Source organism: Endozoicomonas sp. G2_1 (assembly GCF_017744155.1).
Taxonomy (GTDB): domain Bacteria; phylum Pseudomonadota; class Gammaproteobacteria; order Enterobacterales; family Alteromonadaceae; genus JAGHQT01.
Map to the genome: position 1 here is coordinate 125,931 of NZ_JAGHQT010000002.1, position 25,947 is coordinate 151,877.

Sequence of the window (25,947 nt, forward strand, 5' to 3'; positions counted from 1 at the left end):
TTTAAGCCCTGTGTTTCAAGACACAAGTTAGCTCAAATACGCCAACATTTTTTCAGCCACTGGTGCTGAACTCGCTGGGTTCTGACCAGAGAAAATCAAGCCATCTTGTAGAGCAAGTGGGTGCCAATCTTCAACTTTTTGGTAATTGCCACCTTGTTTAACTAACTCGTCTTCAAGTAAGAAAGGAACAACGTCAGTTAACTGAACAGCAGCTTCTTCAGTATTACTAAAACCGGTGACTTTTTTGCCTTTAACAAGAGCTTGTCCGTCGCTATCAGTAACGTTTAACAATACTGAAGTTGAGTGACAAACCACGCCAACAGGCTTGTTAGCCGCCAGTGTTGCTTCAATTGCTGCAATAGAATCAGCATTATTGGTTAAGTCCCACAATGGGCCGTGACCGCCTGGGTAAAACACTGCGTCGAACTCGTCAACATTAACTTCAGCTAATTTTAACGTATTAGCTAATTGTTGCTGTGCTTGCTCGTCGTTATTAAAACGCTCAGTGTGTTCGGTTTGAAAATCAGCCAGCTCACTTTTTGGATCTAATGGCGGTTGACCACCGGCAGGTGATGCCAAAGTAACGTTAGCGCCCGCATCAACAAACACATAATATGGCGCAGCAAACTCTTCTAACCAAAAACCAGTTTTTTCACCTGTGTTGCCTAACTCAGCGTGAGAAGTTAATACCACTAAAATCTTTTTATCTACTTGGCTCATTATCAAACCCTTATTTACATGACTATATTTAATGAGCACAGTATAGAGAGATAAATAAATACCGACAATGCAGATAATTTCAACTACAATGTATCAATAATTTTGACAATAATAGAGCAGCGATGGATATCTCGTTTGAACAGTTAAAAAGTATGGTGGTATTCGCTCAAGTGGTGGAACAAGGTAACTTTAGCAGTGCCGCCAAAAAACTGGGCTTGTCGCGCGCCGTGGTCAGTTACCACATAAAAAAGCTCGAACAGCAATTCGCGGTTCAGCTCGTCAATCGTTCAACTCGCACTATGGCGCTCACCGAAGCAGGTAAGACTTATTACCAGCGCTGTAAAATTGTCACTGAACAAGCGACCTTTGCTCAACAACAATTAGAAAATATAAAAAACGAGCCAGTTGGCTTAATTAAAATTACCTGCCCAGTTAACCTTGGTGTTGAATTAATTGTGCCTGCCCTCAATCAATTTAAGCATCAATATCCTAAAATTAGCCTAGAGCTCAGTTTGAGCGATGACGTCGTCAACATTATTGAGCAAGGTTTCGACCTCGCCATTCGCGGTGCGCCGCTGCCTGACTCAAGCTTGAAAGCGACTCAACTCGCTAGGCTCAGCACCTGTATTTGCGCGGCACCTGATTATTTCCAACGCTACGGACGACCGTCCTCTCCTCAAGAATTGGAACAACACAAATGGGTGCTCTACCAAAGAAATCAACGCGCATTAACCATGAACTTGATTCCTAGTAGCACTAACGCTAAAAGCAAGGCCCAAAAGAAAGCAAGCAGTCAGTATCAGGTGAAATTAACCGGTGAAATTAGCACGAATAACGCCGCCGCTCGTACCGCGTTTGTCATGGGTGGCCACGGTTTGGGGCGTATTCCATTCTACGATGCCTGGCCGAAGATCCAACAAGGCCAGCTCGAACAAATTTTTGCCGATTATGAAGTGGATGATATTCCGGTTTACGGCGTTTTTCCGCCGAGTCGAGTACAGTCGAAAAAAGTCAGGTTATTACTCGACTTTTTAAAAACTTATTTTGATCAACTCAGCCAGAAACATATTCTTGCTGCTCAATGATAAATGGCCTTCATACAAACAGGTTCGACGTCATAACTTGCATCACTATCATTAGGCCAAGCTGGATAACACAGCTTATAGTCCAATAAATAAGGTCGATTGCCAGTATAAGGATCTACAAATTTATCATCAGCCAGTAAATCACCTATAGGTTTGTTTTGACTTGCAATTAATAACTTAAACAATAACAAATTCAAATCAACTGACGCGATATTTTTACCTATATCAATGTACCTAGGTATTGATATCAATACTAATAACTCACCAACAAAATTGGTAGGGTTGCGTAGCACAGCGCTCCAGATATTTTCTGAGCCAATTATTGGTATTGATTGAATATTAGATCTCGCTTCCAAAAAATCGCGCTTTGCAATTGAGTCAGGTAAAGTCACCGTTTGCCAATAGCTGGAGATACTATTGAGAGTCTTATTAGGTTTAAAACCGATATAAGCAATAGGGTTATTATAAAAATTCGGATCAACATAACCATCAGAGTAAATGTACTCAGTTAAAGTTCTATGCATTTTGGCAATTTCTGATACCGCTATTTTTTGTAGTGTAATTTCTTTAACTGGAATTTGATAAAGCGCATGATTACTTTGGCTTTTGAAAGTGTGACCCGAAGATACTAACTCCTCAAATAAGGGTTGAATAAGCTGTTCTACGGCAACAATAAAAACAGCACTAGTTCCAACATCTAAGCTAGATTCAGATACTTGTCTAAGCAAATATAAGTAATTGAAAAGTGTCTGTTCTGCTCTATCTAAATTGCCATCCAAAATATCAAAATAAATCGCAAGGCTAGCTAAGTAGTTTACGGTATGAAAATGTTCAAAATCGCCAATAGAGCTATGAACATCGGGCTGTTGGTAATCATATTGAGTGCTATTGTTAATAAACTCTCTGACTAACGTAATATTATTATTCAGCTGTTCGGCTATGTATTCTCGTTGATTTTTAAGCTGTTCAAGGCAGTTATCAGCACTGGGAAGACAATTTAAGTTTTCTGGTAATAGATCTTGCTCTACGACCCGAGCAGGAAAGCGAGTCATCTCTTCAAAGTCCAAGAACCTAACTTTAGACAACGCTACTTTTTCCAAGTAGTTTTGCTTGCTTAATTGATAATTCGCTGCTGTTTTCTCATTTAAGCTCATAAGATGAATAAACACATTATTAGTTAAATCTTTTGCAGCCCTATCTTGCTCAAGCCAATAAATGGTTTGTTCTGATAGTTCATCATCAACCAAAAAATAATAAGCTGCCAAACAAAAAAGTATAAAGCCTAGAATGCCGATACTTATTAGCTTCTTCATTAAACCTCCTTTTTTGTTTTTGCCTATTCAAACAACAAACACTGCCATGAAATTCAATGACAATAGCTTAACTTTAAAAACAAACATACCTAAAAGTTAAATTAATTCGTGCCGCTTTTGGCTTTTTGGTGCGTGGAATACAGTGTTGCCAATACTTTTGTGTTGATCCTGCCATGACTAACAAAGAGCCAGAGGTTAAATTGATGCTAATTTTTTCATTAATCTGCTTTTCTTTACTGTGCTTGTCTTTATATCTACGCTTGAGCTGAAATTCGCGCTCTGCTCCCACCGACAACGAAGCGATCACTGGCTCGCTGCCAAGCTCAGGTTCGTCATCACTATGCCAGCCCACCGTATCACTGCCATCGCGATACAAATTAGCGAGCATACTATTAAAACGATAGCCAGTGTGCTGTTCAATTTCTTGCTTAAGTGTGAGCAGTGTTGATGTCCAAGGTTTCGCTATCATGGTCAAGCCTGAATATTGATAGGCCAATTGATTATCGCCATACCAAGCTTGTAACCGAGGAATGGCAACGGACTTGCCGTAAACGACAATTTCGTCTTGTTGCCACGCTAAGCTAGCATATAGCTGATCGAACAGTACTTGCCTGAGCTTGCGATCAATAAAGTCGGGATAAAAATCGAGTTCGGCGTCTTGGGCGGCTATTTTCATCAGTAACTATTGTCTTTTTTTGAGCTCATTTTCGACTAAATTATTGGTCGTAAAAATGGCTGTAGTGAGTTTGGATTCTATCGTAAGTGACTAGCCCTAGTCTGCAAAGTTTGTCACAATACTGACCTTATCTCATACTGCCTTCTTTATTCCCATTTTTGTAATTGTATTTTTATGACTGAATCTGCCCAGCAACCTCTTTTTATCAGCCCTGAGCAAAGTAACAACACAGATCATGAGGCTGACAATAGCCCTGACAGCACGAAACGCATATTGTTACTTGAGCGTTTTCCGCCGCAGCAAGTCAATCGCAGTTTACAAGCTTGGGATGCAGCAGATGAATACTTACTCAATTACGTCACGGAACAAGATTTATTAACGGAAAAACCTCATGTTTTGGTGATGAACGACAATTTTGGTGCCCTCGCCAACCATTTAGCAGATGTAGATACAGAGCTTAACATAAGCCAAGTAAGCGATTCCTACTTAAGCCAACAAGGCACCTTACACAATTTTGCCAACAACCAGCTCAGCACTGAAAACCTAACTCAACTCACCAGTTTAGATGACATCCCTAGCGATTGTCAGCTGGTGCTCTATAAAATCCCCAAAAGCAAAGCCTTGTTGATAGAGCAACTAGTCAAAATAAAACAAACACTACCGCCAGAAATAGTATTTATTGCTGCAGCGCGTGCCAAAGACATTCACAGCGCAACCTTAAAAGTATTTGAACAGTACTTGGGCTCCACCAAAACCTCGTTAGCAGTAAAAAAAGCGCGTTTGGTGTTTAGCCAGCTAGATAACAAAAGTAGTAATTCAACCGCAATGCCTGAACCTCTGACTTGGCCGCTAGAAGGCACAAGCTTTACAATTAGTAATCTCGCTAATGTGTTTGCTCGCGAGCAGCTCGATATTGGCGCTCGCTTTTTGCGTCAACATTTGCCTGCGAAATTAGATAATAAAAAAGTGGTTGATTTAGGCTGTGGTAATGGCGTTATTGGTTTATCAATATTAGCGAAATTTCCTGAGGCTAGCGTGAGTTTCTTCGATGAATCTTTCATGGCAGTCGCTTCTGCCAAAGCCAACATCGAGCGTAATTTGCCTGAACAATTGGAGCAATGCCAATTTAACGCCGACGATTGCCTGAGCCAATGCGACAGTAACAGCGCTGACGTTATCGTCTGTAATCCACCATTTCATCAACAGCAAGCAACTACTGACCACATTGCTTGGCAGATGTTCAACGATAGTTTTAGAGTCTTGAAAAAAGGTGGAGAATTGAGAATCATTGGTAACCGACAGCTCGGTTATCACATTAAACTCAAGCGCATTTTTGGCAATGCTAAACTCATTGCCAGCAATAAGAAGTTTGTCGTTTTGTCAGCGATAAAGAAATCTTATTAGTCGCAAATATGGATAAACCAAAAAAACGAAAAACAGCTCACTAACTTTAAACAATAGTGCTTTAACAACACCTTTAAGAGTGAACAATGATGACGATAAAACACATTACCTCAATAGCCTTAATTAGCTTAATGACCATACTGAGCGGTTGTGCCAGTAAACCCAACAACATTATCGTCGCTATTGATTATGTTACGCCAGCGCCACTGAGCTATGCCAATAGCAGCGCAAATATCAAAGCGCAAGATTTACGACCACAGCAGCACATTGTACAAATTCGCAAAAAAGACCAAGCGGCTCGCTTAATCAGTAGTGCCAACTCGTTGACTAAACAAATCGCTGCTAAAGCCAGTCAAGGCTTTAAGCAACAGGCTTTAACCATTGACCAACACAGCCAAAAACAAATCACATTAGTGCTACAAAAAGCATTAATTGACGTTGAACAAAGCCTAGTTAAGCACAAAACCAAAAGCGAGATCACCTTACAAGTTCAAGCTATTGTGCCTAACCTTGACGGCCATGGTTACAAGAGTTTTAGCAAGAACTTTAACACCACCAGTACCAGTGAAATGCCATTAACACCTGATATTGCAGTGCTTGAACGCGACTTTAACCAAAGCCTTGCAAGGGTCATAAACAACATTATTGCCGATGAAGAATTACACCAATTTATCACTCAATAACATTTAAATGATGAGTAACAAAGCAATGAAATCACTTACCAATATCATGCTATTTATTTTAGCCAGCACATTTAGCTTATTCGCAGCGGCAAAAAATATTGCTATTGATCCCGATAACCTGTTTCCGAAAGTAAAACTAGAGACGTCACTTGGCGTTATTGTTGTTGAACTCGACCGAGTAAAGGCGCCAATTACCGTAGATAACTTCCTGACCTATGTAGTCACAGGAGAGTATGCCAATACGATTTTCCACCGAGTAGAAAGCGATTTTGTCGTCCAAGGTGGTGGCTACGATACTGATTACGCCGTTAAAAAGAACAACCCCGATATTATTAATGAGTCTGGCAACGGGTGGAAAAATGAGATTGGCACTATCGCCATGGCCCGTGAGAGCCGACCTCATACCGCCAACCGACAGTTTTTTTTCAACATTGGCGATAACACTAGCTTAGATCCTGGCAGGCGCTGGGGCTATGCGGTCTTTGGTGAAGTGGTTGAAGGTCAAGAAGTACTAGAAAAAATGGGTGCTGTTGAAACCGATTACAACAGTGAATTAGGTTGGGAAAACGTGCCAGTTGAGCCACTTGTTTTAATCAAAGCAACATTGCTACCAGCAGAATAAGTGTTCTCAAATCAATTACAAGCAGAGCCTAGCAACTCTGCTTTAAACATCCCCTAGTTACTTAGCTAAGCTCCGGCACACGGGTTTATATGCTAGTACTTACTATTACCATAACCACTAATAAAAATAGATATAGGCCCTGACCAGAAATACAAATAATTAACAATCGTCATACATAAAGTATCAATAAATTTATTGGCTGGCCTTTGACATTTAAATGATTATCAATAATAACTAATAGAGGTAACGCCAAGCACTACTGTGTGATTCTTATCTGAGCTTTGATAAATCGCTCCGTGCACACAGACTTTTCTCCCGCGGGCGTGCTAATAATTATTCGTTTCCAAGGTAAAGGTTTGTCATGGTCATTGAGCAGTTTATCAATGAAAAAATTAGCCAAATTAGTGCTTATGTTAATGCTGTTATCGACAGAACCATTCACTACACAGAGCTCGACCAATTTATTTTAGACACCATGGAAGAGTGGACTTTACTCAGTGTCTTTGACGAAACCCCAGGTAGTGCCAGAGAGCGTGTATTTTGGCACTTAATGCACGAATTTAGTCTACACGGTGCGCAATCGCTCGGTAACGATCTCTATTTCAAAAGTGAAATCACCACCTGCCTCGACTTTTTCATTGGCAAAGGCAGTTATCCGATAGACTGTATTGGTTGGCGACCACTGCCATAACAATTCCTTATTGCCGTTTACTTTGATAACTTTCTAACGCCAAAAAAGTAGCTTCCAAACGCTCTGATAAATCTCCATAGATATCTCGCTCTCCCTGAAAAAACGAGATGTTTTCAGCAAAAAAGTGCAGTACTTGTTCAACTTTTTGCAACAGCCCAGCACTTATAACCGAGTTATTCGAAAACTTTTCACTAAGTAAGTTGAGAAAACAATCAGCAACCATATCACCATCAAATTCTGGATAATCAAAACTAACTACATAATCAGTAAAGTAGTGGCCGTAATGATTAAACAAGTTATCGGGCATAAAACGCAGCTCATCTGCGCGCTCAATAACACTACGAGCAAAACTTGCATGTATTGTCTTACTATCTTGTTGGTAGAAAATTTTTTGCGCGTAAACTAAATCTAGATTGTCAGGCTCAGTGGCCAATGCTTGTTGCCATATTTTTTCAATGACACGGCCCTATACCTTTATCGATACCATAATTACTCGTAATATTAGGTAATAATTCCCCCCACCTAAAGCTTTTTCTGATAGGCTTGCCTTACTTTCCGTTTCGTCTTATTTATCGAATTAATCTAATCTATGTCTGCTGCACCTCAATCATTACTGCAAAGTTTAAAGTATTTTCAAGACAAGCGCTTAGTCAGCATTTTCTGTTTTGGCATCGCCAGTGGTTTTCCTTGGGTGATGATAGGCTCGGCCATGACCGGCTGGCTAAAAGATGAAGGCTTGTCACGCTCAAGCATAGGCCTGTTTGGCCTTATTTTTGTTGCTTATTCGATTAATTTTTTGTGGTCGCCACTGGTCGACCGGGTCAAAATTCCTTTATTAACCGCCAAGTTTGGTCTCAGGCGCAGTTGGATTTTACTAACCCAAACCGTTTTACTTCTCGCTTGCTGGCAACTAACGCAATTAGATGTACAAAACCAGCTCAGCGTGATGGCGATGTTTGGTTTAATTATCGCGATTGCTGGTGCGACTCAAGATATCGCTATTGACGCTTATCGCATCGACTTGCTCGCGACAGCAGGTAGTTCAGAATCTGACTCGAATAAACAAGATGCTAACAATCAAGGTGCTAACAAGCGTGACAACAACTATATGGCAGCGGGCTCGGCGATGGCGACGTCAGGCTGGTGGACGGGTTATGCCGGCCTTGGCAGTATTCCGTTTATTTTAGTCGACAGTCCAAATTGGCAATGGTCACAAGTTTATTGGGTGTTAGCAGGCTTGATGTTGCTATTAATGCTAGTGGTCTTGCTAGTTAAAGAACCCGTTAGTGATCGCGAGCAAGCTCACCAAATTGTTGAGGATAAATACCTCAACGCGCTACCTCATTTAGGCATAAAGCCGGTGATGATTTTAGCTATTCTCCCGATGATTATGTTCGCGATAGTTTATGCCAATTTTGGTTACCCTTATTGGCCGGAAAGCATTATCGCTGTTGACCAACAGTTCGCGACAACAAGCTTACTAGTGACTACTTTGTTAAGTGTTTTTGCTCGACAGCTAGCTAGCTTAACTAGACAAATTAACCAACTACCTGAACACAAGATTCATTCAAATAGCCCAAGTAGCAATACCGATAGAATAATGGCTTGGCTATTAACCACCCTAGTTGCACCAATTCAAGAGTTCTTCGAACGCAATGGCACGCGCCTAGCGCTATCAATTTTGCTGTTTATCTTTTTGTTTAAGCTAGGCGAGGCTTATTTGGGACGTATGTCGATTGTCTTTTACCGAGAAGTAGGCTTTTCCAATGCTGATATTGCTTACTACTCAAAAATGATTAACTGGGGCGTTACCATTGTTTTTTCGCTCATCGGCAGCGTATTTACCATTCGCTACGGTATTTTAAAAGGCTTATTCATCGGCGGCATCGCGATGGCAGCCAGTAACCTACTGTTTTCAGCAATGGCCCTAGTTGGCCCGAATAAAGCCTTGTTTGCCTTCACTGTTTTTGTTGACGGGTTCACCTCAGCATGGGGCTCAGTTGCCTTTGTTGCCTTGCTATCAGTGCTTTGCAACAAAACCTTTACCGCAAGCCAATACGCGCTGATGGCCTCACTGGGGACGTTTGGCCGAGTCATGTTAGGTTCGTATTCAGGGATTGTCGTCGATTGGTTAGACGGCAACTGGGCGCTGTTTTTTGTCTTAACCGCAATGATGGTTATTCCGAGTTTGCTGTTTTTGTACAGTATCAGAAAACCGTTAACCGCGTTAATCAACCAGCAAGAAGCCGAGCAGAACAAAGCTTAGTTCTGCACATCTTTTTGAATGAGATAATCTTTCAAACCATTGAGTTGCAGGCTTTGTACTTTATCGACTATAGGGGCCAGTTTCTGATAGCCATCGGGATTCATACCACTGACTTTGTAGGTTAATACAACTTCGCTACTATCGGTTTCAGTCATGCTTTTCGGGCTTAAGATTTGCCAATCTAAAGCCCCGTGTAGGCCCATACCCTGCAGTGGTCCCAAGCCGCCAAGCATGCGAAGTGTTTTGTTAGGGTCGACAAAGGCAATCATCATGTGTTGAGCAGATTTTCCGCCTTCGGCCAACTCACAAAAACAACCTCCAGCTTTAGCCTCTATCACAAACTTGCCGTACCACCAGCTGTGATCTTTTGGCCACCATAGATCAACTTTATCAACCAAGGCTCGCCACACTCGTTGCTCGCTCGCTTGCACTTGAATGCGGTTTTCAACAATAAAACCGACATCAGAAACGTGCTTAACAGCTGCATTTACACTCGTGCTTACTACCAACCCAATCGCGAAAATCAACGTCGCTGAAAAATGGAAATATTTCATCTCATTCCCTACTGAACTTTTTATTATTTACCACAGTATATACCCAAGCTACCTCAAGATGCATAATTCAGCGCTGTCACAGGGACTTAATATCAAGGCGCAGCTAGCAGGAATGGTCACTCCCTTTCAATTAGCTGCAACGATGAGAGCAAGTTCCTGTGAAGCGCCCGAAGGGTTGGTTTAAAAGACGATTTATGCGGCGTTATTGATTTTAACAAGAGAATAACCATTCTTTGCACAAAAATGTCTGGAACATTTTTGAACAGCCGAAGGCTGGCTTTAGCGAAGGACAGGATGTCCGGAGTAATCAATGCCTTGCCTAAATTGCTTTTAATTCCAACTGAACAAGTATCTTGAGGTAGTTTGGGTATAACTCTACATCTGAGTGCTTATTGCTGGTCAGAGCGTTTTATCCTATGATGAATAGTAATTCAGTTTTCTCAAGGCAGTATTTGTAATTACATGATTAAACTATTTTTTTTGATGCCGATTGTAACCTGCTTAATTTGGTGGGCTTATTTAACCTTGCGCGGTTACACATTGAAACAAGGCACCAAAGGTTTTGTTCACATCCTTATTTTTAATGCTGTGATCATCTCATTTTTAGTGTTAATGATCTTTGTCACTGACTACCCTTAAAAACTAAATTCAACTCTTGGCTTCGCGCCCTCAGCCAAATCAACTTTTGGCTCACACAACAACAAACGCGACGAGGCAATTTGATATTGCTCTACCAAGCTCGCTTTTAATTGTTGAGCGCGCTGCTCACTAATCGTTTGTAATGTCTTGACTCGTTCGGGTTCAGGTAGCTGTTCTTGCTCAGCTGATAAATCTGTTGCAACAGCGACTGAGCACATGGTCACACGCTGCTTTTCACGGTCTTGCAACAGCTTAGCGAGTTCATCAATAAAGCTTTGTTGAGCTTGATCTAAGTCGATTTGTCCGGGCTGATAAAGTAAGTCTTCAACTTTAACTTTTAGCAAGTATTTACCAGCAACGCGCGCGACGGTAACGACATTGGCATAAGGAACAAAAGTGTTAATTAAGTAGTTCTCTGCTTGCGCCATTACCGCTTTTTTCGCGATTAGTGTGACAAAGCTACTAACGCCAAATTGTGGATCGTTAACATTACCAGATAACGGAATATCGAGATGTAAATTGCCATCGCTATCTTTAAGCATACCAAGCGCAGCGTTTAGTGGTATTGCGCTCGATTCTTTAACGTGTTCACCACTGACATCATTATCACTCGATAGCTCAAAGCCTCTTAGAGCAATCTTTACTTCACCGTCGATTTCATCATTGACCACTTTTACTTCGATATCACTATCGAGCTGGCCAGCTAGGAAATCAAAGCCCAAAGCATCACGCATATAACTCGACAAATCAGGAAGAGAAAATTCACTAATTTTAACAACTGTATTCAAATTGAGTTGCTCAGCGAAAGGCATAATATCGCCGTCGATTCTCGCGCCTGAAAACTGATCGAGGTTAAAGGCAACGGCATAGCGACTGACTTGTTCTGGTGTTTGGCTATTAATATCGGTTAGCTGTATTTCAGAAATACTGAGCTGATGTTCAAATACCGGATTGACACTTTGATCTTGAATATAAAGCTGGCTAGGTTCCAACAACGAGAACTTAGCTAAACTAAAGGTGATTTGTGATTGTTCTGATAGTTGTTGCGGTTCTGTTTCAGTATGAGTTTGAACTGGTGTTTGCTCTGATTCACTGTTTTGCTCTTCAACTAACTCCTTTACTAAATGCGGCTCTTTGTCGCTAGCAGCTTGCGTCGGTAGCACTAAATTGGCTAGCTGCTTGTTTTTATCAAGCCAAATATGGCTGTCAAAAGTCGATAACGCGATTTCTTCAATGGCTAAATGACTATTTTGTAGCGAGACATTGTCTACGGTTAACTGGTTAGCTTTGAATAGTGTTTTACCTGCTTGTTCTGAGGACTCTGAAGGCTCAGAAAATAGAATTTTCTCCAACTGAATTTGCGCTAATGTTAACTCTGTTAAAGTTGCTGAGCTGTTATAACTTAGCTTACCGTCTTTAATCTTTAAGGCGTCGAGTGCAGCTAGTGTTGCTGGCTTAGGCTCAGGTTCACTCCGAACGTTATCACGTTGAGTATTACTGCTTGCGACATAAACAGATAATTGTTCAGTATTGAGTTCTAGGTTCGCTTGTACTGACAAACCACTATTTTCACTGTCTTGTTCTTGGTAAACACCATCTTTCAATGTGAGCAATAGTGACTCTTGTTCTATTTGATAACCCAGTGCCCTCGTCGCTAATTGCTTTAATGCCAACGAGAAACTATCTTGATTAACTTGCCAGCCTTGTTCACCTAACACCAATGTTTGCACGGCATGAATATCAAGACTTCCTGCCAGTGACTTTACTGGTTGCTCTGGTACCTGCTCCATGTAGTAGGCAAAATCTGCTAGAGAAAACTGCTTGAGATCCAGCGTCGATTCAACACTAATATTACTGGCTTTTACATCGCTGGATTCAGCACTGCTAGATTGAGCATCGGCTGACAAGGCAATTGAAATAGTTGAACTGTTGAGTTTCGCGGTTAAATCAAGTTTCCCCTGCTGGCTAATCAAACTCGCCAAAACATCGCGAATAGCAAGCTGTTCCAGCGTAAATTGATGTTGATGGCCTAAGTCATCAATATTGATGACAACGTTAGCGATGTTGGCATTTGCCATAACAAATTGCCATGCCTGTAGTCCTGATTGTTGATTTCCTTGTTCTGAGTTTTGTTGTTCGGCCGTGTTGGTTTCACTGTTTGACGACAACTCAGTCAACTCAGTCAAATCAAGCCCAGCAATCACTATGCGTTCTTGCTCGCGTTGAACCAACAATTCAATACCTTCAATCTGTAAACTTTCCAAGTTGATTTGTTGCTTTAACAACGCCTGCCAACTGACATCGATCTCTGCATGTTTAAGCTCGGCAACTGTTTGCTCTTGATGTTGTTCTTGGCTCTGCTTTGGTCGGTGTGTGAGTACCGATAAATTCTCGACCTTAAGCTGCAAAACAAAAGGATTGAAACCTATACTGGTTTGCTTAGAAAGCGCTAATTGAAAAGGTTTAAGCTGCTCGTTAATTTGCCATGGAATGAGGTAATAACTGGCGAGCCAAACGGTCAGTAAAACAACAAAAATGACACTAAATAAGCCAACAAGTAGCTTTTTTAATAACTGTAAGGGAGAAAATCGCAGGCTAGACATAAATCGACAATATTGAGGCAAAAGCAAACACCTAGTGTAGCGCAGCTAAATTTGTGAAGTCTAGAACGATAGCCACAGTTTTGCCCAAATTGTCATATTCCATCTAGCTCGCCAACTGATATCAATAACTGACCTTAGTTACCGTCCAGTAAACACAGGCTTAGTTTTGTTTAAAAAGGCCGAAATGCCCTCTTTTGCGTCTGCTGTCGTTGAATTTTTTGACAGTTCGATACCTTCAAAATGCATTTGCGACTCCAGTGACTGGGTTTCACTTAACGCCAGCAATTTTTTGATGCTAGCGAAAGAGTTCGTTGGTCCATTAGCCAACTGAGTAGCCAGTGTTACGCTCTGCTCAGCAAGTTGCTCTGCAGGTACTACGCGATTAACCATCCCCCAACTTTCAGCTTGTTCAGCTGACAATGCTCGGCTGCACAGCAACATTTCTTGTGCCCGTTGCACGCCAATTAATCGTGGCAACAAGTACGTTAATGCCCCGTCAGGGCTTAACCCTACTTTTGCATAAGCGGGTACAAAGCTGGCTTTATCCGACGCGAGAATAATGTCACCCAATAAGGCCAAACTCAAACCAATCCCCGCAGCAGGACCATTAACCGCAACGACAACAGGGACCTCTAAACGCATAATATTGGCATATGCGGTATGCAAACAGTCAGCAAGTTCTTTGAGCATTAAATCGATGCTATCAAAGTGATCGGCCATATTTTCCAGATCACCACCGCCACTAAACATTTTGCCGTTGGCATTTATCAGCACTGCGCCAATCTCTCGATTGGTTTGACAAAGTCGAGTGACTTGCTCTAATTCCCTAGCAAAATCAATGTGAAAGCTATTACTTGCTTGCGGTCGATTAAGAGTAATGGTCGCTAGACGATCATTGATTGAAAAATGTAGATATTGATAAGGCATATTCTTTCTCAGTTTACTTTACTGGCGCTCATAACGAGTAGTTTATCTGGCTACGTTACCATACTGAAGAATCTATTAATGGGGATATGCAAAAAACTAGCAACCCCACGTTAAACTCTTAATTATCTCGGTTTACTTGTTTTTCTATATTCTTAATAGATAAATCCCAAAAGCCGCCAGTGAACTTGTTAACACAGGCAAATGGCACGATGCAAAAGATGTTTCAGCGATAATAAATTCTAACCTATAACTCGCAATGCAGACTGTCTGGCTTAGGAAAAACAAAGCAAATGGGGACAATCATGAATGCGATTGAGCAAATCACAACAGAGCACTCTTATCAATACTTAGCCGATCAGCTCGGTGCGCAAAAAGCAGCTTACCGACGCCAACCTATGCCAACAGCCAGCCAACGTGTTGATGACCTAAACCGATTAAAAGCGACCATCATTAAACACAGTGACGATATTGTTTCTGCGATTAGCATGGACTTTAGCAATCGAGCAGAGTCAGAAACCTTGCTGGCGGAGGTTTTTCCACTATTAGACGCTATTGAGTACAGCAAAGCACGTATTAAGCGTTGGATGAAGCCCAGCAAACGCAAAACCCCGCTGACCTTGCTGCCAGCTAAAATTGAAGTGCAATATCAACCACTAGGTGTGATTGGTATTGTTGTCCCGTGGAATTTCCCTGTATTTCTCGGTTTGTCGCCACTGGTATCAGCGCTAGCGGCTGGCAATCGCGCGATGATAAAAATGTCTGAGTTTGCGCCCCGCACGGCAGAATTAGTAAAGCAGATGTTGGCAACCTGCTTTAAGCAAGACCAAGTTGCAGTATTCACTGGCGAAGTCGACGTTAGCACCGAGTTTACCAAACTGCCATTTGACCATTTGGTGTTCACTGGCGCAACGCAAGTCGGCAAAATCGTGATGCGCGCTGCCGCCGAAAACTTAACACCGGTAACACTTGAACTAGGCGGGAAATCACCGACGATTATTCACGATTCATTTCCCATCGAAGAAGCAGCTGAACGCATTGCCTTTGGCAAGGGGATGAATGCGGGGCAAATATGTGTTTCGCCTGACTATATTTTTGTCCCGCGCTACAAAGTTAACTTGTTTGCCCACAGCTTTGTGAACGCGATCAGCAAAGCCTACCCTAGCCTTAGAACCAATGACGATTACACGGCAATTATTAGTGATCGCCAACTTGCTAGACTCAAATCCTACATTGAAGACGCGCGAGAAAAAGGCGCTGAAATAATTACCATCAACCCCAATGATGAAAGCTTTGATGGTACCCGAAAAATGCCAATGACTCTTATCCTCAACACTGACGAAACCATGTTAGTGGAACAGGAGGAAATCTTTGGGCCAATTTTACCAATCAAAGCTTACGACGATATTGAAGATGTGGTTAATTACGTTAACGATAGGCCAAGACCACTTGCCCTGTACTACTTTGATTGGGATAAACAACGTGCCAAAGATTTATTAACTCGCACCCATTCTGGCGGTGTTTGCATCAATAATACCCTAAGTCATGTTATGGCAGACGATGCACCATTTGGCGGAATTGGGCCATCAGGCATGGGGCACTATCACGGCAAAGAAGGTTTCGTTAATTTCAGTAAAGCCAAAACAGTGGTTCGCAAAGGTCATTTTGACACCATCAAATACATTGCGCCTCCTTGGAACAACCCAATACACAAGCTGTTAACCAGCATGCTGTGGCTTAAGTTTAAATACCTTAAGCGTTAATAGGAGTTAGCAATGAGTAAGAATATTACACAAGCCAGCGACTATGACTACGTTATTGTTGGCAGCGGCTTTGGTGGCTCGGTCAGTGCTTTGCGCCTCAGCCAAAAGGGTTACAAGGTTTTGGTGATTGAAAAAGGCAAGTGGTATAAAGACAATACCTATGCTCATAGCGCGTGGGATATCAGACGCTGGCTTTGGATGCCACTATTGGGTTTGCGCGGTATTATGAAAATTACCGTACTCAGGCATATTACCGTTTACTCAGGTGTTGGCGTTGGTGGCGGTTCCCATACTTATGGTGCAACATTACCAACACCCAAAGATGCTTTTTTCAAAACCGGCTCTTGGGCAAAGTTACAAAACTGGCAAAATGTCTTAAAACCTCATTACACCGAAGCGTTGCGCATGCTTGGTGCTCAAGACAACCCTCACTTTACCGAAGCAGATAATGTGATAAAGGACTTGGCGACAAAACTGGGCAAAGAGGACCAATTTCACCCGTCGCGAGTCGCTATTTATTTCTCCGATGAAAAAGATCACGGCAAGTTCGTTAAAGATCCTTATTTTGGCGGCGAAGGCCCAGAGCGGCGCGGCTGTATCGAATGCGGCAGCTGTTTTACCGGCTGTCGCTACAACGCCAAAAATACGCTCGATAAAAACTATCTGTACTTGGCCCAAAAACTCGGTACCGAGATCGTTGCAGAACAGCTTGTTCACGATATAAAACCAGCGGGTAACAAGGATGGTAGCGAAGGCTATTTTATTTCATTTAAAAGCTCTAAACCCTACAGTTTACGCAAAAATAATCAGGTAGTACGCGCTAAAGGTGTCATTTTTTCGGGAGGTGTACTGGGAACTGTACCACTGCTGTTAAAACTCAAAGCCATCGGTTCGTTAAAACGTTTATCTGACCGAGTTGGTGATGACATTCGCACTAACAATGAAACCTTAAGTTCAGTAACTTCGTTCAAAGAAGGCGTTAATTTTGCGCAAGGTGTTGCCATTGGTTCGGTTCTTCATACCGATGACCACAGCCATCTCGAACCAATCAATTACAATGCGCAATCGACCTTAGTTAAATTTATCCACGCACCGAATGTGTCGGGTAAAACCATTTTGCACCGAGCCGCATCATTTGCGAAAACTATGATCACTTCGCCGAAACAAAACTTAAAGGTGCTATTTGCCAAAGACTGGAGTAAGAAGTCGATTATTTTGCTGTTTATGCAGCACTTAGACAGTACCCTTTCACTAAAACGCGGTTTTGGCGGCTGGTTAACTAGCTCATTGGGCAAAGGCCCAGCGCCTTCTCGTTATATTAAAGAGTCGGAGTCTATCACCAAAGAAGTTGAAGAAATTGTTGAAGGTAAGTCATCAACTGCGACTACAGAGGCACTGCTTGGTACGCCATCCACGGCCCATATCTTGGGAGGTGCTGTTATGGGAGCAAGTGAGAACGAAGGTGTTATCAACGATAAATGCCAAGTTTATGGCTATCAAAATATGTACGTTTGCGACGGCTCTATTGTTTCAGCAAACCCGGGCGTGAATCCATCTTTGAGTATTACCGCAATATCGGAATGGGCCATGAGCCATGTTCCTGATAAGCAAAGCTCTTCGTTAAACAATGAGAAGTAAGAAGCAAAAGCCCAACATTAAGTTGGGCTTTTTAATTAAACATCGTTCAAAGCACTATCGCTTTTACTCTCCATGACCGTTTTGAAGCCATTCGCAATCATCTTCTTCACCTGGCTCAGGTAGTATTTCTCCACCTTCCATGATCCAACGAGCAGGTATTTCAAACAGCGAGATTTCCATTTGCAGCTGAGGTATTCTGAGCAATTCAGATACCTTGTCCATCATCAATAACTGTAACTCGTCATTCATGGTAGCCGTTCTGCCCTTCCTCACTGTGCCAAGGATATTGAGCGCAATACCTCTATTTAGCGGTGCGTTAGTGGAAAAGAGAACATTGACGAAGGTCTCAGGAGCACCGGTTAAACCGCAGTGGACATCCATAATAAGTTTGGCAAGTTGCTCGCGCTGTTGCACGGGAAGCGAGCTTTGAGTTGATATTGTATATAACGGCATAGTTTTTTACTCTCTAGCGGCTTTATTTACAGATTGACTGAAGTATTGAGGTAACCTTTTTTAAGCTTACCGGCCAGCATTCTAGCCACCATTTTCAACTTCGTTGAACGGCGAGATGATTTAGCAAATCGGTTCATTAGTTTATTGTCGAAAGCCTTGAATTTGGCCATATTCGGAGACACTAAAATAATTTCATCTTTGCTACAGTGCGTAATTTTTTGCCACTTATCACATACTTCACGCATGAATTCATGACGGAGTGGATCAGGAGTACCGTCTTCAACTGGCATCTGCACGGTCGAGGCGTTTGACAACTCACCAGCGATATACGACTGCTCGTAAGGAATAGAAATCCAGCAAAACGTTAGCTTAAAGTCTCGCCCAAAATGTCCTTGATAAACACTGGTCAACACAGACTCTAGTTTTAATATTTTACTGTCGCCAAAAGCTCCCTGTTGAATGAAACAGGTCACGCGTATGTTCTTCATTATTTTAGTTTCCACGATTGTTTGAACGCCTTTCAATAGCATAGGCTGAGTAAAAACAATTAAAAAAATGAAAACATTGATTACCCCCTAAGAAAATATTGAATAGGCCTTCAACACAGGGATTACCTGAGGCAAGTTCGATTTCCTAATCTCACTAACGCGACCGCAATTTCTTCATAACCCATCTTTGTAGACAAACGTTAAGATAAGTCAAATAACTATGTCATAAAGGTTAAGAAACATGTCTAATTCATCGTCTTTAGCGCAACCAATCAAACTGCGCAGCGGCTCTACTCTGATCAACAGAGTGTGCAAGTCAGCCATGAACGAAACAATTGCAACCGGCGAAGGCCGTGTTGTTCGAGAGTTTGAAGTGCTATATCGCGCATGGGCTGAAGGTGGTTCTGGTTTATTGGTCACCGGTAATGTAATGGTTGACAAACGTCATGCCAACGAACCATTGGCAGTTGCCGTTGAGGACAAAAGAGATTTGTTATTGTTACGCCTTTGGGCCAATGCCGCCAAATCACAAGGCGGACAAATTTGGGCACAACTTAACCACCCTGGTAAGCAATCACCTAAATTCTTAAATGAACAACCACTTGCACCATCAGCAGTACCATTGGCGAGTGACATGTTTATTCCACCTCGTGAACTCACTGAGTGTGAAATTTTAGACATTATTGAGCGCTTTGCGACCACAGCGTCTATTCTACAAGAAGCTGGTTTTGATGGTGTTCAGCTGCACGGTGCCCACGGTTACTTAATCAGTCAATTCTTATCGCCAAATCACAATAAGCGTGAAGACCAATGGGGCGGCTCTCTAGAAAGTAGAATGCGCTTTGTTGTCACTATTTACAAAACTATTCGCGAAAAACTAGGTAACGAATTTGGCGTTGGTATCAAGCTTAACTCTTCTGACTTCCAAAAAGGCGGTTTTACTCAAGAAGAATCAATGGAAGTGTGTAAGGCGCTTGACGAGTTGGGTATCGACCTAATCGAAATTTCTGGTGGTAGTTGGGAAAACCCAGTTAACCGCCGAGGTGACCAAAAAGAAAGTACCAAGAAGCGCGAAGCTTACTTTTTAGAGTTTGCCGAACAGCTTAAGCAAAATGTTGAGGCACCTATCATGGTAACAGGTGGCTTTAGAAGCCAAAAAGCCATGGAAGAAGCAATTGACTCGGGCGCTGTCGACATTATTGGTTTAGCACGACCACTAGTTGTTGATCCAGAGCTACCAAACAAGATGTTTAGCAGTAAAGGTAATAGCTCTAGCGTTAAGCCGATCTCAACGGGTATCAAGAAAATCGATGATATGGCGATTATGGAAATATCTTGGTATTCCGATCAAATTAGACGTATCAGTGAAGGCAAGCGACCAAAAACCAAAGTACGCGGCATTTTTTCAGTCATTAATGTACTTTACAATTTTTGGAAAAGAGGACAAACCGTTAAGCGCGTAAGAGCGTAAGCGCATAACGGCAATTTTTTTGGGCCCTTGGATTTAGCTTCCCCTTTGCTGCGATATCCAAGGTGCTCAGTTTTCATTAACTCAATGACTTATCCGTTATTTATGCTGGATTGGTGTTCATGTACTGGGCAAAAATATCGACAACATCTTTAACGATTGGCGCCTTTAATGTTTCTGGTTTGGCAACACAACAGCAATGCCATTTTACCTCTCTGGTAAAACTCACTTTAACTAAATCTCCCCGCCGAAACTCCTGGCAAAAAAGTGGTTCAGGGCCAACAGTGGCATAGTCAGAATTCATGACGATACTTTTAGCAATACCATAGTCTTCACAAATGATATCGGGTTCAAAATTACGCCCTTGTAACAAAGCGATTACCTGTTTTCCCATACTTTTGGGCACATTAGGCGTGACAACTTTATAGTTGATCACATCTTCTAACGATGCTTGATTTAACTCTGACAAAGGATGAGACGGCCTTACAGCAACAACTAAGTCTTCACTTGTCGTTAATCTCACTTCAAAATCTTGTGGTACTTCTTCTTGAATAAATGGACCAACGGCGATATCTATTGCTCCGGTATTGAGCTGCTCTAGTAAGCTATCTGCGGAGACTGCGATCGCAGATATTTTGAATTTGTAATCCTGCTCGGCAAAGTCCAATAAGACCTTAGGCAAAATAAATTGCTCGATAATAGGTCCGACACCGACATTAACTGTACCGCCGACGTGATTAGCTCGCAACGCTAACTGGCGTTCAATCACACTGAGTTGTGCTCTTAATTCTGTTGCTTCAGACAATAAGTACTTGGCCGCTTCAGTTGGCACCATGCCGATGTGATCGCGGTTAAACAATTCGAGCTTAATATTGTGCTCTAACCGGCTTACTTTCTTACTTAATGTCGACTGAGACAAGTTGAGCGCTTCCGCAGCCTTATTGATACTGCCTAGCTCAGTGATGACCTGAATCATATGAATGTCCGAAACATCAATCATCTGACTTCCCCCTGCGGCATTGTAATTATTATGAAAAACCTACTGACTTACTATGTAAGCCATTTTAGTTATTATTTTGCAAAATTATATAAATGACAATAATTTACCTAAACTAGCAATGCAGTTTATAGTATTCATTAGTCGTTAACTACTATAACGGTTAATGAAATTATTTTTGAGCGTTTGACTGGCCATATTGAACCATCAATATATTGATGGCATTTGACGACAAAACGAATAACGGTGGTAAAGCTCAGCTGTTAGACAAACTGCTAATACCCAAAAACGTATAGCTAGCAGTCTCTATAGATAAACACTATGGCTATCTATCTTCGCTCATCACTCTAAGTGTTAGTTGGTTTTAAATGGTCTTGCTTACGACAAAGGTTGAACGGTGATATATTTCATCATGCTGATGCAGGCTTGTTCAAACAAAATAAAAAAGATATGGAGTTCTGTAACTGATAACTCTGAGACATCAAAGCACGCGCTAAGGCATAGCGCGTGCTCATCATTAAGTCTACGCCACTGTTTTGCGTCGGACTACTAAACCAGCAAGCCCGAGGCCAAGAATAACGAGAGAAGTTGGTTCTGGAACAGACGTTACATTGTTAATTGAGATATTGTCTATTGCCCAGCGATCAAAAGGAGTACCGCTGTTGCGTACTTGTAAGATTTGGAAAATAGTATTCGACGTCTGTGCTGCTAATGGCAATACAAACGAGGTAGTATCGAATGTATCTAGAGTTTCTGGGGCTTCGGTGTCAAAAACTTGAGCCAATGTAAACGTCGAACCACCATCAGTCGAAAAAAACAAACCAATGTCTTCGCCATTAAACGAAGCGCCAGAAGCCGTGGTAAAAGAGCCACTAGGGTCTGCATTCTCAAAGGTACCAAATACTGTGCTACCACTACCACCAATCAATAAATCAAAAGTAAAACTGCCACCCATAGAAAAATCAAAGCCGACAGTTGTTAACTGGCGAAGTTGTCCCCCAGACGTATTACTTGTATTCACTGTCGTTTGATTACCAAAAGTCCCTGTCGCGCCATCAAAAGCCAGAACAAACTCACCGGCATTTGCAGACGATTGATTAAAACTAAAGTTTGTCGCTGATGCTATCAACGAACTATCAAGAGCTTGGTCATTAAAGTCAATTAATGTCGCAGAAGCCGAGTAGGTAGAGAGCATCATAGCCGCTCCCAGTATGCCTTTAAGTAGTTTCATCGCTTTTCCCTTTATTTATAGTAGTGATATTTATTACATCATCAAAGAATTAGCAAAAAACAAACCAAAAAGTAATGTGCTGTTTTATATAGCATTAATAGCAAAAAATAAATATCACGTAAAATATGCTGACAGTCTGAAAGCGTCGTAAATCCAACATATGGATAGTAAAGAATCCTTCAATAAGTCGATCATACCTTGTTCTTAAATGCCAAATTGGCGTCTAGTAAAGAAATAGCAACAAACTCATACCTACTCAAAGACTTCGTCATGAACAAAAAAGCCAGTTAGTTAACTAACTGGCTTTTCATTACTCTGTTTTAACAAGATAGTGGAGTGATTATTCCCACTCAATCGTTGCTGGTGGTTTACCCGAAACATCGTAAACAACACGAGAAATGCCGTCGATTTCGTTAATAATGCGGTTTGATACTAACCCTAAGAAATCGTATGGCAAGTGTGCCCAATGAGCGGTCATAAAGTCGATGGTTTCTACTGCGCGCAAACTAACAACCCAATCGTACTTACGGCCATCCCCCATTACGCCAACTGAGCGCACAGGTAGGAATACGGTAAAGGCCTGGCTCACTTTGTGATATAAATCAGCCTTGTGCAATTCTTCAATAAAAATGGCATCGGCGCGGCGCAGTAAATCACAATATTCTTTCTTCACTTCGCCTAGTACCCTTACGCCTAAGCCAGGGCCCGGGAATGGATGGCGGTAAAGCATGTCGTAAGGCAAGCCAAGTTCAAGGCCAATTTTACGCACTTCGTCTTTAAATAATTCGCGAAGTGGTTCAACAAGGCCAAGTTGCATGTAATCTGGTAAGCCGCCAACGTTGTGGTGCGATTTAATCACATGTGCTTTACCGGTTTTAGAGGCGGCTGATTCAATAACATCAGGATAAATAGTGCCTTGTGCTAACCACTTAGCATTCTCAAGTTTCTTTGACTCTTCTTCAAAGACATCGACGAAAACATTGCCAATGATTTTGCGCTTAGCTTCTGGGTCTGCTTCGCCAGCAAGGCGTTCTAAAAAGCGATCTTCAGCATTAACGTGAACAATGTTTAAACCAAAGTGGTCGCCAAACATATCCATTACTTGTTGGCCTTCGTTAAGGCGAAGCAAGCCGTTATCAACGAATACACAAGTGAGCTTATCGCCAATTGCGCGGTGTAACAGCATAGCCACTACCGATGAATCAACACCGCCAGACAAGCCTAAAATAACTTCGTCATCACCCACTTGCTCTTTCATACGAGCAATAGCATCGTCAATAATCGAGGCCGGTGTCCATAGCTTTTCACACTGACAAATATCAACAACGAAGTGCTCTAAAATGCGCATGCCTTGTTTGGTATGAGTCACTTCTGGGTGAAATTGAACGCCATAGAATTGCTTGTCTTCATTGGCCATTGCCGCATGAGCACAGCTTGGCGTTTGAGCAGTAGTAACAAAACCAGTAGGAATGGTCGCCACTTTATCACCGTGGCTCATCCAAACGTCTAATACCGCATTGCCATTGGCGCCAATGCTGTCTTCGATATGCTTAAACAGTGCCGATTCTGTGATCACTTCTACACCAGCATAGCCAAACTCTTTGTGCTCCGAGCTTTGAACTGAGCCACCTAACTGCTCAGCCATAGTTTGCATACCGTAACAAATACCTAATACTGGCACGCCAGCGTTAAATACATACTCAGGTGCTCGAGGTGAACCCGCTTCAGTTACCGATTCAGGACCACCAGCTAAAATAACCCCTGTAGGATTAAATTCTTTGATTTGTTCATCAGTAACATCCCATGCCCACAACTCACAGTAAACGCCAATTTCACGAACACGACGTGCAATAAGCTGAGTGTATTGAGAACCGAAATCTAGTATTAATACGCGCGATGAGTGGATATCTTTGGTCATATCAAACCCTATAACAAGTGTAAAAATAACAGCTTGCTCATTTGCACAACAAACCAGCAAGCTGTTTGGAATTTATATTTAGTCGCTTTCTAACAACGTCAAGCTGGCTGGATATTACGTCGAGTTCGAGGCAGAGACGCGGAGCTTACGAATGTAAGTGAGCACCGACAACAAAGAAATCGACGTAATAGACGTCAGCCTACCAGCTAGCCCATTCTGTAGTTAGGGGCTTCTTTAGTGATGGTCACGTCGTGTACATGCGACTCGCCCATACCGGCAGCGGTAATCTTCATAAACTCAGGCTTAGTGCGCATTTCTTCGATAGTCGCAGAGCCTGTTAAGCCCATTGATGAACGCAAACCGCCCATTTGTTGATGAACAATTGCCGCTACTGGACCTTTATAGGCAACTCGACCTTCAATACCTTCTGGTACTAACTTATCGGCTTCGCCATCAGATTTTTGGAAGTAACGGTCACTTGAACCTTCTTTTTGGTTCATCGCGCCTAATGAGCCCATACCGCGGTATGACTTGTAATAACGACCTTGATAAAGCTCAACTTCACCTGGTGATTCTTCGGTACCAGCAAGCATGCTGCCAACCATAACGCAGTGAGCGCCAGCCACTAACGCCTTGGCAATATCACCAGAAAAACGAATACCACCATCAGCGATAACAGGAATATCAGTACCTTGAAGCGCTTCAACTGCGTTTGAAATAGCGGTTAACTGAGGAACACCAACACCGGTAACAATACGCGTAGTACAAATAGAACCTGGGCCAATACCAACTTTAACAGCGTCAACACCAGCATCAGCTAATGCTTTAGCGCCTGCACCTGTTGCCACATTACCCGCAACGATTTGTAGATCAGGGTATTTAGCACGGGTTTCTTTTACTCTGTCGATAACCCCTTGCGAGTGACCGTGAGAGGTATCAATTAACAAGACATCAACGCCAGCTGCCACTAACGCATCAATACGCTCATCTGTACCGGCACCAACACCAACGGCAGCACCGACGCGTAGACGACCTAATTCATCTTTACAAGCATTAGGCTTGCGCTCGGCTTTTTTGTAGTCTTTTACCGTGATTAAACCTTTTAGCTTGAAGTTATCGTCAACCATCAAGATTTTCTCAATGCGATGCTCATGCATTAACTCAAGAATTTGCTCGCGCTGAGCGCCTTCTTTTACTGTCACTAAGTCAGCTTTTGCTGTCATCAATTCCGCAACAGATTTAGTTAAATCAGTTTCAAAACGAAGGTCACGACCAGTAATAATACCCGCAAGGTTGTTATCGACATCAACCACAGGGAAACCTGAAAAACCAACTTCATCAGCAAGCTTCATCACATCTTCAATAGTGGCATCAATTGATACAGTTACCGGGTCTGAAACAATACCGCTCTCATATTTTTTTACTTGAGAAACGTTACGCGCTTGCTCTTCAATAGTCATGTTTTTGTGGATAAACCCCAAGCCGCCTTCTTGCGCTAGCGTAATAGCCAAACGAGCTTCAGTTACTGTGTCCATAGACGCAGAAACCATAGGCACATTGAGTTCAATTTTACGAGTTAAGCGGGTTTTTAAATCGGCAGTATGAGGGAGTACCGTAGAGTGGGCAGGTACAAGTAGAACATCGTCAAAAGTTAACGCTTCTTGGGCAATTCTTAGCATGGCAACATCTCACCAACAGGGTTATGGATAGAGGAAATATTGCGGCAGTATTTTAACCACTTTTCAAATTTAGGTAAACTTAAAATTTTAAAAAATGTACAATAGTGGCTAATTCCCCACTTTTAGCCCCAA

23 protein-coding genes are annotated in these 25,947 nt (G+C 42.2%); 10 read left to right on the plus strand and 13 right to left on the minus strand.

The features are described from left to right. Positions 1-27: 27 nt before the first annotated feature. Positions 28-720, minus strand: a complete 693-nt coding sequence (locus J7384_RS03555) for a type 1 glutamine amidotransferase domain-containing protein (RefSeq protein WP_209111498.1) — start codon at positions 718-720, stop codon at positions 28-30. Positions 721-842: 122 nt separating this feature from the next. Here J7384_RS03555 and J7384_RS03560 point away from each other — a divergent pair, with 122 nt between their 5' ends. Then, positions 843-1,805: a LysR family transcriptional regulator gene (locus J7384_RS03560; protein ID WP_209111499.1), complete on the plus strand. Its 963-nt coding sequence runs from the start codon at positions 843-845 to the stop codon at positions 1,803-1,805. Here J7384_RS03560 and J7384_RS03565 read toward each other — a convergent pair. Together J7384_RS03565 and J7384_RS03570 are read right to left on the minus strand one after the other, a co-directional pair. Next, the gene (locus J7384_RS03565; protein WP_209111500.1) at positions 1,799-3,118 is read right to left on the minus strand and encodes a hypothetical protein; all 1,320 of its coding nucleotides are present in this window, start codon (positions 3,116-3,118) and stop codon (positions 1,799-1,801) included. The two genes, J7384_RS03560 and J7384_RS03565, sit on opposite strands and share 7 nt — an antisense overlap. A gap of 73 nt (positions 3,119-3,191) precedes the next feature. After that, positions 3,192-3,794, minus strand: a complete 603-nt coding sequence (locus tag J7384_RS03570) for an alpha-ketoglutarate-dependent dioxygenase AlkB (protein WP_209111501.1) — start codon at positions 3,792-3,794, stop codon at positions 3,192-3,194. A gap of 174 nt (positions 3,795-3,968) precedes the next feature. Between J7384_RS03570 and J7384_RS03575 the strand changes: the two genes are divergently transcribed. From J7384_RS03575 to J7384_RS03590, 4 genes are all read left to right on the plus strand, one after another. After that, positions 3,969-5,198, plus strand: a complete 1,230-nt coding sequence (locus J7384_RS03575; protein ID WP_209111502.1) for a methyltransferase — start codon at positions 3,969-3,971, stop codon at positions 5,196-5,198. Positions 5,199-5,284: 86 nt separating this feature from the next. Continuing rightward, complete coding sequence (locus J7384_RS03580) at positions 5,285-5,881, plus strand: YajG family lipoprotein (RefSeq protein ID WP_209111503.1); 597 nt, start codon at positions 5,285-5,287, stop codon at positions 5,879-5,881. A gap of 25 nt (positions 5,882-5,906) precedes the next feature. Further along, positions 5,907-6,503 carry a peptidylprolyl isomerase gene (locus J7384_RS03585; RefSeq protein WP_247741608.1) on the plus strand — a complete coding sequence of 199 codons (597 nt, stop codon included), beginning with the start codon at positions 5,907-5,909 and terminating at the stop codon, positions 6,501-6,503. A 361-nt stretch (positions 6,504-6,864) separates the two neighbouring features. Then, on the plus strand, positions 6,865-7,194 hold the full coding sequence (locus J7384_RS03590; protein ID WP_209111504.1) for a hypothetical protein: 330 nt from the start codon (positions 6,865-6,867) through the stop codon (positions 7,192-7,194). Positions 7,195-7,201: 7 nt separating this feature from the next. Here the strand turns inward: J7384_RS03590 and J7384_RS03595 are convergent, their stop codons facing one another. Next, the gene (locus J7384_RS03595; RefSeq protein WP_209111505.1) at positions 7,202-7,627 is read right to left on the minus strand and encodes a hypothetical protein; all 426 of its coding nucleotides are present in this window, start codon (positions 7,625-7,627) and stop codon (positions 7,202-7,204) included. A 156-nt stretch (positions 7,628-7,783) separates the two neighbouring features. Here J7384_RS03595 and J7384_RS03600 point away from each other — a divergent pair, with 156 nt between their 5' ends. After that, positions 7,784-9,460, plus strand: a complete 1,677-nt coding sequence (locus J7384_RS03600) for an MFS transporter permease (RefSeq protein ID WP_209111506.1) — start codon at positions 7,784-7,786, stop codon at positions 9,458-9,460. Here the strand turns inward: J7384_RS03600 and J7384_RS03605 are convergent. Beyond that, the gene (locus J7384_RS03605; protein ID WP_209111507.1) at positions 9,457-10,014 is read right to left on the minus strand and encodes a hypothetical protein; all 558 of its coding nucleotides are present in this window, start codon (positions 10,012-10,014) and stop codon (positions 9,457-9,459) included. The two genes, J7384_RS03600 and J7384_RS03605, sit on opposite strands and share 4 nt — an antisense overlap. Before the next feature lie 462 nt (positions 10,015-10,476). On the opposite strand from J7384_RS03605, the gene J7384_RS03610 reads away from it, so the two are divergent. Then, positions 10,477-10,653, plus strand: coding sequence for a hypothetical protein (locus J7384_RS03610; RefSeq protein ID WP_209111508.1), 177 nt, complete (start codon positions 10,477-10,479; stop codon positions 10,651-10,653). Here J7384_RS03610 and J7384_RS03615 read toward each other — a convergent pair. Together J7384_RS03615 and J7384_RS03620 are read right to left on the minus strand one after the other, a co-directional pair. Beyond that, complete coding sequence (locus J7384_RS03615; RefSeq protein ID WP_209111509.1) at positions 10,650-13,256, minus strand: DUF748 domain-containing protein; 2,607 nt, start codon at positions 13,254-13,256, stop codon at positions 10,650-10,652. The two genes, J7384_RS03610 and J7384_RS03615, sit on opposite strands and share 4 nt — an antisense overlap. Positions 13,257-13,394: 138 nt before the next feature. Continuing rightward, positions 13,395-14,183: an enoyl-CoA hydratase-related protein gene (locus tag J7384_RS03620; RefSeq protein ID WP_209111510.1), complete on the minus strand. Its 789-nt coding sequence runs from the start codon at positions 14,181-14,183 to the stop codon at positions 13,395-13,397. A gap of 290 nt (positions 14,184-14,473) precedes the next feature. Between J7384_RS03620 and J7384_RS03625 the strand changes: the two genes are divergently transcribed. Then, positions 14,474-15,943, plus strand: coding sequence for a coniferyl aldehyde dehydrogenase (locus J7384_RS03625; protein ID WP_247741609.1), 1,470 nt, complete (start codon positions 14,474-14,476; stop codon positions 15,941-15,943). A gap of 12 nt (positions 15,944-15,955) precedes the next feature. Next, positions 15,956-17,581, plus strand: a complete 1,626-nt coding sequence (locus J7384_RS03630) for a GMC oxidoreductase (RefSeq protein WP_209111511.1) — start codon at positions 15,956-15,958, stop codon at positions 17,579-17,581. A gap of 63 nt (positions 17,582-17,644) precedes the next feature. Here the strand turns inward: J7384_RS03630 and J7384_RS03635 are convergent, their stop codons facing one another. Continuing rightward, a complete protein-coding gene (locus J7384_RS03635) occupies positions 17,645-18,034 on the minus strand; it encodes a tautomerase family protein (RefSeq protein ID WP_209111512.1) in 390 nt (129 codons plus the stop codon). A 26-nt stretch (positions 18,035-18,060) separates the two neighbouring features. Then, a complete protein-coding gene (locus J7384_RS03640) occupies positions 18,061-18,522 on the minus strand; it encodes a hypothetical protein (RefSeq protein WP_209111513.1) in 462 nt (153 codons plus the stop codon). Between the two features lie 241 nt (positions 18,523-18,763). Between J7384_RS03640 and J7384_RS03645 the strand changes: the two genes are divergently transcribed. Next, positions 18,764-19,993, plus strand: coding sequence for an NADH:flavin oxidoreductase/NADH oxidase family protein (locus J7384_RS03645; protein ID WP_209111514.1), 1,230 nt, complete (start codon positions 18,764-18,766; stop codon positions 19,991-19,993). 100 nt (positions 19,994-20,093) lie between these two features. On the opposite strand, the gene J7384_RS03650 is transcribed toward J7384_RS03645, so the two are convergent. The 4 genes from J7384_RS03650 to guaB all read right to left on the minus strand — a co-directional run bounded on the left by J7384_RS03650 (position 20,094) and on the right by guaB (position 25,815). After that, a complete protein-coding gene (locus J7384_RS03650; RefSeq protein WP_209111515.1) occupies positions 20,094-20,990 on the minus strand; it encodes a LysR family transcriptional regulator in 897 nt (298 codons plus the stop codon). Between the two features lie 520 nt (positions 20,991-21,510). After that, a complete protein-coding gene (locus tag J7384_RS03655; protein WP_209111516.1) occupies positions 21,511-22,218 on the minus strand; it encodes a PEP-CTERM sorting domain-containing protein in 708 nt (235 codons plus the stop codon). A gap of 340 nt (positions 22,219-22,558) precedes the next feature. Then, the gene (gene guaA / locus J7384_RS03660) at positions 22,559-24,136 is read right to left on the minus strand and encodes a glutamine-hydrolyzing GMP synthase (RefSeq protein WP_209111517.1); all 1,578 of its coding nucleotides are present in this window, start codon (positions 24,134-24,136) and stop codon (positions 22,559-22,561) included. 206 nt (positions 24,137-24,342) lie between these two features. Further along, the gene (gene guaB, locus J7384_RS03665; protein WP_209111518.1) at positions 24,343-25,815 is read right to left on the minus strand and encodes an IMP dehydrogenase; all 1,473 of its coding nucleotides are present in this window, start codon (positions 25,813-25,815) and stop codon (positions 24,343-24,345) included. Between the last annotated feature and the right edge of the window lie 132 nt (positions 25,816-25,947).